This window comes from Acetatifactor muris, from assembly GCF_024623325.1.
Lineage (GTDB): Bacteria > Bacillota > Clostridia > Lachnospirales > Lachnospiraceae > Acetatifactor > Acetatifactor muris.
Genome location: NZ_JANJZD010000007.1, coordinates 61676 through 74551 on the forward strand (window position 1 = coordinate 61676; position 12876 = coordinate 74551).

General features: G+C 46.9%; 12 protein-coding genes. 4 read left to right on the top strand and 8 right to left on the bottom strand.

The window, feature by feature from the left end; translation table 11 throughout:
• Nucleotides 1-234: 234 nt before the first annotated feature.
• The 4 genes from vanG to rd all read left to right on the top strand — a co-directional run bounded on the left by vanG (nucleotide 235) and on the right by rd (nucleotide 5374).
• Nucleotides 235-1299, top strand: coding sequence for a D-alanine--D-serine ligase VanG (gene vanG, locus NSB25_RS08285; RefSeq protein WP_103239200.1), 1065 nt, complete (start codon nucleotides 235-237; stop codon nucleotides 1297-1299).
• Between the two features lie 69 nt (nucleotides 1300-1368).
• A complete protein-coding gene (gene alr, locus NSB25_RS08290; protein WP_103239201.1) occupies nucleotides 1369-4377 on the top strand; it encodes an alanine racemase in 3009 nt (1002 codons plus the stop codon).
• 177 nt (nucleotides 4378-4554) lie between these two features.
• Nucleotides 4555-5097, top strand: a complete 543-nt coding sequence (locus NSB25_RS08295; RefSeq protein ID WP_103239202.1) for an NADH peroxidase — start codon at nucleotides 4555-4557, stop codon at nucleotides 5095-5097.
• Nucleotides 5098-5200: 103 nt separating this feature from the next.
• Complete coding sequence (gene rd / locus NSB25_RS08300; RefSeq protein ID WP_103239203.1) at nucleotides 5201-5374, top strand: rubredoxin; 174 nt, start codon at nucleotides 5201-5203, stop codon at nucleotides 5372-5374.
• Between the two features lie 103 nt (nucleotides 5375-5477).
• On the opposite strand, the gene NSB25_RS08305 is transcribed toward rd, so the two are convergent.
• The 8 genes from NSB25_RS08305 to NSB25_RS08340 form a co-directional block, all read right to left on the bottom strand.
• A complete protein-coding gene (locus NSB25_RS08305) occupies nucleotides 5478-6362 on the bottom strand; it encodes an AAA family ATPase (protein ID WP_330406089.1) in 885 nt (294 codons plus the stop codon).
• Complete coding sequence (locus NSB25_RS08310; protein WP_103239204.1) at nucleotides 6329-7900, bottom strand: glycosyltransferase family 39 protein; 1572 nt, start codon at nucleotides 7898-7900, stop codon at nucleotides 6329-6331. The genes NSB25_RS08305 and NSB25_RS08310 overlap by 34 nt, the downstream gene beginning before the upstream one ends.
• Nucleotides 7897-8124, bottom strand: coding sequence for a hypothetical protein (locus NSB25_RS08315; RefSeq protein WP_172455038.1), 228 nt, complete (start codon nucleotides 8122-8124; stop codon nucleotides 7897-7899). The genes NSB25_RS08310 and NSB25_RS08315 overlap by 4 nt, the downstream gene beginning before the upstream one ends.
• 62 nt (nucleotides 8125-8186) lie before the next feature.
• Entirely contained in the window at nucleotides 8187-9800 is a 1614-nt protein-coding gene (gene clpX / locus NSB25_RS08320) for an ATP-dependent Clp protease ATP-binding subunit ClpX (RefSeq protein ID WP_416385567.1), read from the bottom strand.
• 154 nt (nucleotides 9801-9954) lie between these two features.
• Nucleotides 9955-10449, bottom strand: coding sequence for a tRNA (cytidine(34)-2'-O)-methyltransferase (locus NSB25_RS08325; RefSeq protein WP_103239320.1), 495 nt, complete (start codon nucleotides 10447-10449; stop codon nucleotides 9955-9957).
• Between the two features lie 11 nt (nucleotides 10450-10460).
• Nucleotides 10461-11180, bottom strand: coding sequence for a hypothetical protein (locus tag NSB25_RS08330; RefSeq protein WP_103239205.1), 720 nt, complete (start codon nucleotides 11178-11180; stop codon nucleotides 10461-10463).
• A gap of 36 nt (nucleotides 11181-11216) precedes the next feature.
• Nucleotides 11217-12395, bottom strand: coding sequence for an aminotransferase class I/II-fold pyridoxal phosphate-dependent enzyme (locus tag NSB25_RS08335; RefSeq protein ID WP_103239206.1), 1179 nt, complete (start codon nucleotides 12393-12395; stop codon nucleotides 11217-11219).
• Nucleotides 12392-12874: an Lrp/AsnC family transcriptional regulator gene (locus NSB25_RS08340; RefSeq protein ID WP_103239207.1), complete on the bottom strand. Its 483-nt coding sequence runs from the start codon at nucleotides 12872-12874 to the stop codon at nucleotides 12392-12394. The genes NSB25_RS08335 and NSB25_RS08340 overlap by 4 nt, the downstream gene beginning before the upstream one ends.
• Nucleotides 12875-12876: the final 2 nt, after the last annotated feature.

Here is a 12876-nt window from a genome sequence, read left to right on the forward strand (position 1 = left end):
CAAACATCCGGGCAGAGCCCCGCCCCCCGGAAACAGGGACTCGGGAAGGCGTCACATCCGTTTTGGCCTGACTGACTCTGCTCACTGCGAATATTATACCACATTCTTCTTTCCAATTTGTAAAATAAAAAAAATTTTACCATTAAAAAATCTTAAACTTCCAACTATTTACTTTTCCATGGTTTAGTTGTAGGATAAGAACGAATAGAATTTCTATAAAGAAAGGATTTTGTAATGAAAAAATTAAATGTTGCCGTTTTCTTTGGAGGCTGTTCCCCCGAATATAGTGTATCACTTTCTTCCGCTTCCGGTGTCATACTCAACCTTGACACGGAAAAATACAATCCCCTGATGATTGGTATTACCAAAAACGGAAGCTGGTATTATTACACCGGTCCGATACAAAAACTGCTCAATGACACCTGGCACAACGATCAGGATTGCACACCGACTGTCTTATCCCCCAATCGCGGGGAAAACTGTCTGCTTTTACTGGAGGATGGGAACATTTCACGTCTCCCGGTGGATATCGCCTTCCCGGTTCTTCACGGCTGCAACGGAGAGGATGGCACCCTTCAGGGAATGCTGGAGCTGTGCGGTATTCCTCTGGCAGGATGCGGCACACTGGCTTCCGCACTCAGCATGGACAAGGACAGGGCCCACAGGCTGGTCAGCCTTGCCGGAATCCCCGTGCCCAGACATATGGTGCTGGAACCCGATACCCCTTTTGAGCAGGCATCAGCCTTTGCGGAGGAGATTGGCTATCCCCTTTATGTGAAACCTGTGAAGGCCGGTTCCTCTTACGGAGTCACCAAGGTTCCCGGGAAAGAGCATCTGTCCGCCGCAGTCACTCTGGCATTTCAGTATGACAGTCAGGTGCTTCTGGAGAAAAATATTGAAGGGTTTGAAGTAGGGTGTGCTGTTCTGGGCAACAGAGAACTGGTAACCGGCGAAGTGGATGAAATCGAACTTTCCGGCGGTTTCTTTGATTTTACAGAAAAATATACTCTGAAAACCTCCAGTATTCACGTGCCTGCCAGGATCACCGGCACCAAGGCAGCCGAAATCAAGGAAGCGGCAAAATCCATTTACCGCATTCTCGGATGCACCGGTTTTGCCAGAGTGGATATGTTTCTCACCCCTGAAGGTCAGGTATTGTTCAATGAAGTAAATACCATTCCCGGTTTTACAGAGCACAGCCGTTATCCCGGCATGATGAAAGCCGCCGGATATTCTTTCCGACAGGTTCTTGACCGAATTTTGGAATTGGCACTTGAGCAAAAGAGTGAAAACGTGTAATATAGAAGGGCAGACAACAATCACAAATGCAAAATAAATGTCCGCTAAAGCGGACAGGAGGGTATAAATATGCATACCAGACAGAATTACGGCGGTCTTGACAGATTTCGGGTAGTGGCTGCTCTGCTTGTCATTGCAATTCACACCTCTCCTCTGGCCTCTATGAACGAGGGAATGGATTTCTTTCTGACACGAATCCTTGCCAGAACCGCCGTTCCCTTTTTCTTCATGGTAACCGGTCATTTTACAGCTGCCGGTTTTATGTCGGCAGCTGATAAAAATCTGAGCGGTCTGATAAAATATTTAAAGAAAACGCTTCTGCTGTATGTTTTCTGTATTTTGTTGTATCTGCCGATCGGTATATACGCAGGTCATTATGCGGAACTCACCTTCGGCGGTTTGTTCCGTATGCTTATTTTTGACGGCACGTTTTACCATTTATGGTATTTTCCGGCCTGCATACTGGGCATGGTCATCGTTTATGTGATGAGCCTTTTCCTGAATCTGCGGTGGGCCACCGTGGTATCTGCGATCCTGTATATCATCGGTCTGTTGGGTGACAGTTACTTTGGCCTTATCGAGAAAGTTCCCGCGCTGAATGCAGTATACGAATTTGGCTTCCGTCTGTGGTCTCATACGCGCAACGGACTGTTTCTTGCCCCGCTGTTCCTGCTGCTGGGGGTATGGATGTCCCTGTGGGAGGAGAAAATTTCCGCCCTACGAAATCCAGCAAAGCCGGAAGAAAATTCAGAGCAGACAGACAAACCTTCCCTGCCCACGGACAGCCAGATGATTCGTCTCTATTATATCGGTCTTTCGGCTTCCTTTATCCTGATGACAGCCGAAGCCTTTACCTTACGCCATTTTCAGCTGCAGCGTCACGACAGTATGTATCTGGCCCTGGTTCCGGTCATGATATTTCTATATCTGTGTCTCAGCAGTGTGCCCAAAGCATCTGCCGGAGAGTTCCGCATTGCCTCTGCCTGGATCTATATCCTTCACCCGGCAATTATTGTAGCAGTCCGCGGATTGGCCAAATTATTACACTGGACTCCTCAGCTTGTTGGTAACAGCATTGTCCACTATCTTGTGGTGGCACAGCTGTCGGTTGTTGCCAGTCTTCTGATTCTCTATTTACAGAGATGTGTTCTGCCCCGTCTTCTTCCAATGTTCGAGCAGGCCCGGAATTCTTTCCTGCAGAAACGAAAAGGCACGGCAAAAACAGCAAGTACTTCCGGACTTCAGGAAAAGGGGCCCACAGATGTATCCCTGCTTTCTGATACGGATTTAAATAAGAAAGGAAATTCAGATTTGCACAGATTTTCACAGGAAAAAGTACAAACAGAAACGCCTGTATCACAGGAAAATCAGGACGGCGAAGACAGTGAACTGACAGTCTCAGACATGGGAGACATCAGTCCTTTGCCGAAAGCAGCGGCTGAAACAGCCAACGGAATCAACTCCTTTGCCGACGAATCTGATTGCCTGCCGGAATTCGACGACGATGAAATCGCCAGCCTCAGAGAGCCTGACGACGGTGAACTTGCCAGACTCAGAGAAACGGACGATAGTGCTTTTCAGGAATCAGAACCTTCAATTGAAGAGGCCTTACCGGAAGAGAATTTGTCCGAAGAATATGCATTATCAGAAAAAGAAGCTACTTTTGAATTGTCTGATGTAGAAAATGACGAGCAATATTCCTGGCAGGAACCGGGAAATCAGACAGATACACAGGACCAGGAAGCAGAGCGCAGAAAAGCTGTTGATCTGCGGAGTATAAAGTTGCCGAATATCCGCGGTACATCACGGGTAATGGCCCAGAAGGCACACCCAAGAAAGGCCGCAGCACCACGCACATTTTCAAAGCCCAAAGCCGCCGATCCCTATGAAGGCGGAGGAGACTTCCGCGCCTGGATAGAGGTGGACAGCAATGCGCTGGAGCACAACGTATCATTCCTTCGCTCACGGCTTCCCGATAGTTGCAGGTTGATGCCGGCAATAAAAGCCGATGCCTACGGCCACGGTGCCGTGCTCATCGCGCGTCAGCTGAACAAGCTGAATGTGACATCATTTTGTGTCGCCTGTCTGTCAGAAGGAATCACACTGCGGAAAGCCGGAGTCAAGGGCAGAATCCTGATATTAGGGTATACACCCCCGGATGATTTCCCTCTGCTCAGCCGCTATCTGCTGACTCAGGCTGTCATCGACTATCACTATGCCCGTCTGCTGAGCAGCTTCGGAAAGCTTCTGCATGTCCATGTGGCTGTCGATACCGGCATGCACAGGCTGGGAATTCGATGTGAAAATCTGGAAGAAATTGCGTCGGTCTATAAAATGGAAAATCTGGTTATCGACGGAATGTTTACTCACCTGTCAGTCAGTGATTCCCTCCGGCCGGAGGACAGAGCATTTACAGAAAGTCAGATCACAGCTTTTTATCAGGTAGTAAATTACTTAAAAGAAAAGGAATATCCCTGCCGTGGTCTCCATCTCCTGGCCAGCTATGGCATTTTAAATCTGCTGCAAAATAAGGAAAAACAGTCCAGACGCGCACATCGTTCCGCCAGCAGAAATACCTGGAGCAAAGCGGCGCTTGCCGCAGATTATGTGCGGCCCGGCATTGCGCTGTACGGCCTTTTAAGCACAGAAGACGATACCAACCTCTGGCGCGGTGCTCTGCGCCCGGTTCTGTCTCTGAAAGCACGTGTAATTTCTGTCAGAACACTTTATACAGGGGAAGCTGCCGGATACGGAACCGCATTTACAGCCAAATACGATATGCGTATCGCCACTCTTTCCATCGGTTATGCGGACGGACTGCCCAGAGAATTGTCTTACGGAATCGGCGGAGTCCTGATCAACGGCTGTATGGCCCCCATTATCGGCAGAATCTGCATGGATCAGACCATTGTAGATGTGAGCAATATTCCGCGGGTCCAGGCTGGAAATGTCGCCGTTATCATCGGAAAATCCGGTGCACTGGAAATTACAGCTGATCATGTGGCCGAACAGTGCGGAACCATCACAAACGAAATATTAAGTCGTCTTGGTTCCAGACTGAACAGAATTTTGAAATAATATTTTTTTCATATTTTTCAGAAAATTTTTTCTTAATGCATGGTTGACTTTCAATCAAAAACCTATATAATAGGTGTCGGGAATAAATGCATATACCTCTCGCAAAAGCGACCGGAGATTTGCATGATCCGACAGCTTACATAGCAAAAAATCAATATAGAAAGAAAAGGAGATAAAATTATGAAGTATGTATGTCAAGTATGTGGTTATGTTCATGAAGGCGATGCCGCTCCTTCCGAATGCCCTATCTGCCATGCACCCGCTGAAAAGTTCACTGCTCAGTCCGCTGACAGAACCTGGGCTGCAGAACATGTGGTAGGGGTTGCTCAGGGTGTTCCTGAAGATATTATCAAGGATCTGCGTGCAAACTTTGAAGGTGAGTGCTCAGAGGTTGGTATGTATCTGGCTATGGCAAGAGTTGCCCACAGAGAAGGATATCCTGAAATCGGTCTGTACTGGGAGAAGGCTGCTTACGAAGAGGCAGAGCACGCTGCTAAATTCGCCGAACTTCTGGGTGAAGTTGTGACTGATTCCACCAAGAAGAATCTGGAGATGAGAGTGGACGCCGAGAATGGAGCTACCGCCGGTAAATTTGACCTTGCAAAACGCGCGAAAGCTGCAAATCTGGATGCGATTCATGATACTGTTCATGAGATGGCAAGAGATGAGGCCAGACACGGAAAAGCGTTTGAAGGTCTGTTAAAGAGATATTTCAGCTAATAGCAAACGCTTCAGCGTTTGAAGGTCTGTTAAAGAGATATTTTGGTTAATGGCAAACGCTTTGGCGTTTGAGTTTAAGCTTTAAGAAAGGAGAGAATTCACTATGAAGAAATATTTTTGCAATCCCTGCGGCTATACCTATGATCCTGAAAAAGGTGATCCTGAGCATGGCATCGCTCCCGGTACTGCTTTTGAGGATCTGCCGGATGACTGGTGCTGCCCGCTTTGCGGCGTGAATAAGAGCATGTTCCAGCCCTGCATCGACAATTATAACTAATTGGCAGAAACGGAACAGCTGCGCAGCGCTAGGTTGAAGGCCAATTGCTGTGCCATATCGAATAAAAAGAGGACGGGCATGTAAAATGTCTGTCCTCTTTCTCTTAAAACTGAGCTTCATTTTTCTTAAAAAATTCATAATAGGCACGGATACCACCCAGCTCTGTCCATCGCTTTACGTCAACCACTTCCTCATCCATATCATATATTTTTGCTCCCCGCATGGCAAGCAAAAACGGCGAATGTGTGGATATGATAAACTGGCACCCGAAAAAACGGGCGGAATCCTCCAGAAACTTCATCAGCTCCTGCTGACGTTGGGGTGACAGACTATTCTCCGGCTCGTCCAGAAGGTACAATCCGTTTTCCCGGATTTTCTCTGTAAAATACAAAAAAGCGCTTTCTCCATTGGAATGTTCCCGCACATTATCCGCCAGATTATTTCTGACATACTTTGACTGCGTTTTACTGCGTGCCATGCATATCTTCTTCAGCTGTTCATAGTCATCCAGTGACTTCATCTGGAAATGAGAATATTTGTTCTCCAGGTATTCTTCAAACAAATCTTCCCGTTTCCGATCTATTCCTTCGTTGAGTTCTCTCAGATTCAATATAAAGTCAAAGACATCATCGCTTGTAACGATTCTGCTTATCTTCGGAATCTTCTCCTGCACCTCAAAGTCACACATTCTGGTATAATCCTCAAAAAAGTTAGATCGATTACAGGCAGTATCCCTCTCCAGCTTCAGCTTCTCGGCAATTACATTGAGCGCCGTAGTCTTGCCGGAACCGTTCCCCCCATACAAAATAGTGATGGGTTCAAAATCCAGCATCCGCAGGCCATGTCTGGACAATATCTGGAAGGGATAGACCGTATCATAGCATGTCCTCTTCAATGCCATAATAAAGCTGTATTCCTGCTCGATATCCGGAAAAGAAAAATGTGACAGATAAATCATATTGTTTCCCTCTGCTTCCCTCTCATCCATGCAGCGCTTTTTCCTGTAAGCCAATTATAGAAATGCACAAAACTTCCTGCAACGCAGGGAATCACTATAACCATATACGGGAAAATGTATCTGCTTTTTGCCTCCCACAGAATGCTGAAAAATACCTCTCCAATCAGAATCAATCCAATCAGATAATCCCTTGGATCCGGCTTTTCCGCTGCAGTTCTTTCTTCCTTATACAGATGCAGGAACCAGAAAGTAAGCATAAAGTAACAGAGGCTCTGAAAGCAATCCAGCAGGCTGTAGACAAAATTATGCAGGCCGTTATAATACAGATTGTCCACCCACTTGTCCGGCTCTTCCATCTTACAGGTCAAAGTAAAAGCATCATAAGCGGGTTCTGTCCATTGATTCAAAATCTTCTCTGTATTATGCTCCATCATACTTACAGGATTGCGATACCACCTGTACAGAGACCTTTTTATATCTTGCAACGCAAGCTTTTGAGCCTCGGCCTGGTCATATCCCGTTTCCGCAAAAAGGTTATAATTATATCCATTATAGCTTCCGGCACCTGTATTGTTTGGATCATTATCCTGCATTCCCATGGCAATCAATAATGATATAACCGGCATTCCGTTATCTACATCGACTCCCACAGCCCTGCCAATTTGTACCGACATAAGCTTTTGTCCGAAAATGCCTGCTATAAGCATAAGCCCCAAAGGAAACAATCGGAAAATAATTTTATTTTTAATACAGAGGCATACCTGGATTATCGCCATGGCGACAAATACAACCAGTAAAGCAGGACGCACAATATATGTAATTCCAAACGCAATAACTGCTATACTCCAATATAAAATTTCCCTTCCTGTCTTCCCCCGTCCGGGACGATTCCCCAGCAAAAAGAAATAAATACTGATCAGGCACATACAGACGCCAAAGGTTTCCCCGTAAAGGAACTGGGAATACAACCACATTGGAACAAAAAGCAATGTAAACAACAGGCAGAGACATTCCGCAGCCACATGTCTGAAAAGTTCTCTGGCAATGCGGTATGAAAAATAGACACTGATTCCAACAAATGCAGCCTGGGCATATCGCAGGACCTCATAGCTCATTGTCCCTGCAATCCTTGCAATCACAGCATATAATTCTGATAAACACAACAAAAAGGGATACACCATATAGTAAATATAATTCTGCAGATTTGTATAATCCTTATAAAACAGTCCTTCTGCCGCCACATAGACATACCATTGATCCGCATCCGGTATACTTTTGGCTCCATTTGTCAGAATGATACAGATAATTGTTGCCAGCACAGAAATCACAACTGCCGCTATATGCACCCTTTTCAGCGTTAACAGCTTCTGCGCTCTGATAAGCAGCCCGCAGATTGCCAGAATCACTCCCAGATACAGCATTTTTATCAGCACATTATCCCACTCCCGGTACACGCTTTCCGATCCTGTATACATTCTCCTGGTAGAAAAGAAAAAGATCACTGTCAGAATACCAAAAATCATAATACCAAGCAGACTCAGCCAACGGGCCAGGTTCTTCCGTATCATTTCATCAGGCCTTTCAATTCCTCCAGCAGCTCCAGATCCGACTGCTGTACCTTAAGATTCGCAGTAAGCGGTTTCTCCCCCGGCCGGGTCACCGTCATCTCAATCACAGTACCTTCTTCCATCTTCTTTGAGAATACCGAATTTAAAAACGCTTCAAACTTCGGGTGATTATTACTGAATTGGTTTTTAGCACTCATCAGCTTCATAATAGACGCAGCGTTCATTTCCCTCTCCCTTTTATGGCATTATCTGTGGCTGTTCGCTTTCGGCGGCAGGCACAATATTCTCAGGTATTCCCCTGAGTCGGCGGGTTAAGCTCCGAAGAAGATTCCAGCAACAGATTTCCCCGAATCTCAATAACCGGACCTCCGGTCCCCTCGATATATTCCCTGGTAATAGTAACCCTGCCGATGTTATCATCCTTCGGAATCTCATACATGATATCCAGCATAAATTCCTCGATAATAGATCGCAGCGCTCTGGCACCGGTCTCTCTCTTCATAGCCTTGTCCGCAATGGCTTCCAGGGCTTCGTCTGCAAATTCCAACTTTACTTCATCCAGCTCCAGCAGTTTCTGATATTGCTTCAGAATCGCGTTTCTCGGCTCTTTCAGAATCTTCACCATCATCTCCGCATTCAGCCCCTCCAGTGTACAGATAATGGGCAAACGGCCAATAAATTCAGGTATCATCCCGAACTTCCGGATATCCTCCACCGTCACTTTTGACAGGATATTTTTATCCTTGTCATATTTATCCTTCAGCTCGGAGTTAAATCCCATAGAAGCTGTTTTGCTCAGTCGCTCTTTGATAATTACATCCAAATCCGGGAAAGCACCTCCGCAGATAAACAGAATATTCCTTGTGTTCACCGTGGCCAGCGGAACCATGGCATTTTTACTGTTGGCACCTACAGGTACCTCCACCTCCGCTCCCTCCAGGAGTTTCAGCATCCCCTGCTGTACACTCTCCCCGCTGACATCCCGGGTATTGGTAGTCTTCTTCTTCGCAATCTTGTCAATTTCATCTATAAAAATAATGCCTCTTTCAGCCTTTTCCACATCATTGTCTGCAGCGGCCAGCAGTTTGGACACTACTGACTCGATGTCGTCGCCAATATATCCCGCCTCTGTCAGAGAAGTGGCATCCGCAATGGCAAGGGGCACATCCAGGAGTCTGGCAAGTGTCTTAACCAGATAGGTTTTACCGCAGCCGGTGGGCCCTATCATCAATATATTGGACTTTTCTATCTCAATGTTGTCCATGGTGCCGGTGGCCACCCGTTTATAATGGTTGTATACCGCCACAGAAATCACCTTTTTGGCATGGTCCTGCCCTACCACATACTCGTCCAGACTGGCTTTAATCTTATGCGGCGCGGGAATATTCCGGATATTCAGCGCCGGCTGTTCATTCTCCTGCTTCTTTTTCTTCTTAAGTTTCTGCTTGTTGGGAATCCCGCCGTCCCCCCGCAGATCTGCCAGATTGACAAAGCTGATATTGGGAAACCCACCCTGCTTTGTCAGCTGATCCAGCTCATTCTGAAGCTGAGGGTTGTTCAGCATTCCCTGATAGTCAAACTGACTGACTGTCTCCATAGTCTTGTGCATACAGTCATTGCAGATACAGATATTGTTGGGCAGCTTAAACATCTTACCTGCCTTACTTTCCGGCCTGCGGCAGATAAAGCAGACATCTTCGTACTCGCTGTTGTCGCTTTTTCCTGCATTTTTTGTTGTGGAAGCATCCGAATGATTCTCTGTCAGGTCAGCCTTCTTCCCTTCAGCCTCCGGTGTCTCCTCTCCTGACTTCTTCCCCGCAGTTACTTCTGTTCCGTCCTCTGCCGCTGTCTGCTCCTTTACTTCTGCCTCTTCCTTTTCATCATATATCTCTGACACGATTTCGTTTCCTCATTTCCCTGTATCCGACAGTAAGCTGCCGGACTCAGCAATTAAACTTTCAGGTATTCCATATCTTCCTTAGTATACTTGAAAGTACCTGCCAATACAAGTGAACTTTTTATAAAGCAAGGCCTTCAGTCCTGTTATTGTCCACTCAGCGCTTCCACTGCAGCCGGTGCAGCTCCCCCTCCTGCTGCATCCCTCCAAAACCGTTCTGACGCAGCGCCTCATACAATACAACAGCCACGGAATTGGACAGATTCAGAGAACGAATGGCCGGGAGCATGGGAATTCGGATACAGTTCTCCTGATGTTCCACCAGAATTTCCTCCGGAATTCCGGCACTCTCTCTGCCAAACATGAGATAATCATCAGGTCCATACGCAACTTCCGTATAAACATGTCTCGCTTTTGTCGTCGCCATCCAGATTTTCGCTCCCGGATGCAGCTTCTGAAATTCTTCAAAGTTCATATATCTATGCACGTCCAGCTGATGCCAATAATCCATTCCCGCACGCCTGATGGCCTTCTCATCCAGCCGAAATCCCAAAGGTTCAATCAAATGCAGGGGCGTGCCTGTAGCCACACAGGTACGCCCGATATTTCCCGTATTCCCCGGAATCTCCGGTTGATGTAAAATGATATGCACATCTTCCTCCGTCAATACGCCTCAAAGCTGTTCAGAATTGTCTGAGCACCTTCCTCGTCACCGTCTCCGTAAGTGATGATAATGATAAGCGCCCGGTTATTCTTAACCCGCACATAATAATCCTGATAAAGAGAAGCAGCGCCGCTCTCTCCCTTAACTTTTGCAACGCAGAAATTTTCTCCTCCAATCTCCGTCTCATTGCCATCATTCTCCAGGATTGTATATACCGGCTCCTTCAGAGCCTCAAGCTGCGTCATGGCAGCCTTCATATAGTCCGCAGATGACATGTTTTTCATATACAGTTTTTCCACGGTCACAACCACATTCGTTTCTCCCCCGGGACTCATACACATCATCTCATATAGAGACACCATTTCCGCATACGTTGCCTGAAGCTCAGAATAGTTCTTCGAAACCAGTTCTTTTCCCAGTCCCATCGCGGTGTTCAGGCCTTCCTCATTCAGCATGTAAAGGCCTTCCGGCGCTGTAAAATGCAATCCCCAGAATTCGCTTTCCCAGCCGGCATCCGTATTGGTTCCTCTGATATAATCATCTGTCTCTTCCTTTTCATCGGCTCCGCTGTCCTGCCCGGAGCCTTCTTCCTGTCCCTGTTGCTCCTGCCCGCTCTCTTCCTTCTGTCCGCCTCCCAAATTGCCTGCTCCAAAATCATAAGAGCATGCACACAGTAATGTCGTTGCAGCAATCATCGCCGCCAGAATTTTTTTCCTCATTTTTCTCCTCTCCCTCAGCCGTCTGGCCGCTGTCTTTTATCCTTTCTTCTCTTCTCTCAGCTTTGACACAAATCGTTTCATCCGCTGCATTGCAGTCCTGAGATTCTCCAGCGAAGAGGCGTATGATATCCTGAGATACCCCTCTCCACAGTCGCCGAATGCCGTTCCGGGTACTACCGCAACTCTCTCTTCCTTCAGAAACCGCATGGCAAAATCATCACTGGTCAGACCAAATTCCTTAATACAGGGAAATATGTAAAATGCCCCGTACGGTTCAAAACACTCCAGTCCCATCTCTCTGAATGCATGCAGCAGATACCGCCTTCTCTGGTTATAGGCAGTACACATCTCCGTCACATCCTCGTCACCGTTTTTCAGGGCCTCGATAGCCGCATACTGGCTGGTGGTAGGCGCACACATGATGGCAAACTGATGAATCTTAATCATCTGTTCAATGATGAGCTCCGGACCACACGCATATCCCAGCCGCCAGCCGGTCATGGCAAAGGCTTTGGAAAAACCGTTAATCAATATAGTGCGTTCCTGCATCCCTGGCAGTTGTGCAATGGACACATGCTTCTCCTTATAACTGAGCTCAGCGTAAATTTCATCTGACATGACATAAATGTCATGTTTTAATATCACTTCCGCAATGGCCTCCAGATCTTTTCTCTCCATTATGGCTCCGGTAGGATTGTTGGGAAAAGGCAGCACCAGAATCTTCGTCCTGTCTGTAATGGCTTCCTCCAGTTCCCTGGCTGTCAGACGAAATTCATTTTCCGCTTTCAGATTGATAATCACCGGTTTCGCCCCTGCCATCACCGCGCAGGGTTCATAAGAGACAAAACTTGGCTGGGGAATCAGCACCTCATCTCCAGGATTAATCATGGCACGAAATCCTATGTCAATAGCCTCCGAACCGCCCACCGTGACCAGGATTTCCTTAAGCGGGTGTTCATAGCGAATCCCCTGTTTTCTGTAAATATAATTGCCGATTTCCTCACGCAGTTCCTTGAGACCCGCATTAGAGGTATAAAACGTCCTTCCCTTCTCCAGAGAATAAATGCCCTCATCTCTGATATGCCAGGGGGTATCGAAATCAGGCTCACCCACTCCCAGGGAGATGGTATCCTTCATCTCCTGAGCAATGTCAAAAAATTTACGAATTCCCGATGGTCTGATTTCCACAATCTTTTCTGCTAATGGATTCCTCATGGGGTAATCATCTCCCTTTCATCTTCTTTTTTTCTGGCCAGCACAGTACCGTGGTCCTTATATTTCTTCAGGATGAAATGGGTCGCGGCGCTGAGTACGGAATCCAGAGTGGAGAGCTTATCCGACACGAAAGCAGATACTTCCCGCAACGTCTTTCCTTCCAGTATCACCATCAAATCATAACCACCTGAAATCAGATACACGCTCTGAACCTCGGGATACTGATAAATGCGTTCTGCTATACTGTCAAATCCCTGCCCTCTCTGGGGCGTCACCCGCACCTCAATCAGCGCAGTTACTTTTTCCTTTGAAGTTTTTTCCCAGTCTATCAGAGTATGATATCCGCAGATAATCCCCTCCGCCTCCATATCGGCCAGTTCGTTTGCCACCGCCGCCTCTTCCACTCCGAGAAGGATTGCCAGTTCTTTGATGTCAATCCGACTGTTCCTTTCAATTATCGCCAATAATGCCTCTCTCATTT

Coding starts and splice junctions, on each gene's coding strand:
- NSB25_RS08310 (WP_103239204.1), bottom strand. CDS start 7,900: ATGATACGGAAGAACCTGGCCCGTTGGCTGAGTCTGCTTGGTATTATG.
- NSB25_RS08335 (WP_103239206.1), bottom strand. CDS start 12,395: ATGAGGAATCCATTAGCAGAAAAGATTGTGGAAATCAGACCATCGGGA.
- NSB25_RS08305 (WP_330406089.1), bottom strand. CDS start 6,362: ATGGATGAGAGGGAAGCAGAGGGAAACAATATGATTTATCTGTCACAT.
- alr (WP_103239201.1), top strand. CDS start 1,369: ATGCATACCAGACAGAATTACGGCGGTCTTGACAGATTTCGGGTAGTG.
- vanG (WP_103239200.1), top strand. CDS start 235: ATGAAAAAATTAAATGTTGCCGTTTTCTTTGGAGGCTGTTCCCCCGAA.
- NSB25_RS08330 (WP_103239205.1), bottom strand. CDS start 11,180: ATGAGGAAAAAAATTCTGGCGGCGATGATTGCTGCAACGACATTACTG.
- NSB25_RS08315 (WP_172455038.1), bottom strand. CDS start 8,124: ATGAACGCTGCGTCTATTATGAAGCTGATGAGTGCTAAAAACCAATTC.
- rd (WP_103239203.1), top strand. CDS start 5,201: ATGAAGAAATATTTTTGCAATCCCTGCGGCTATACCTATGATCCTGAA.
- NSB25_RS08340 (WP_103239207.1), bottom strand. CDS start 12,874: ATGAGAGAGGCATTATTGGCGATAATTGAAAGGAACAGTCGGATTGAC.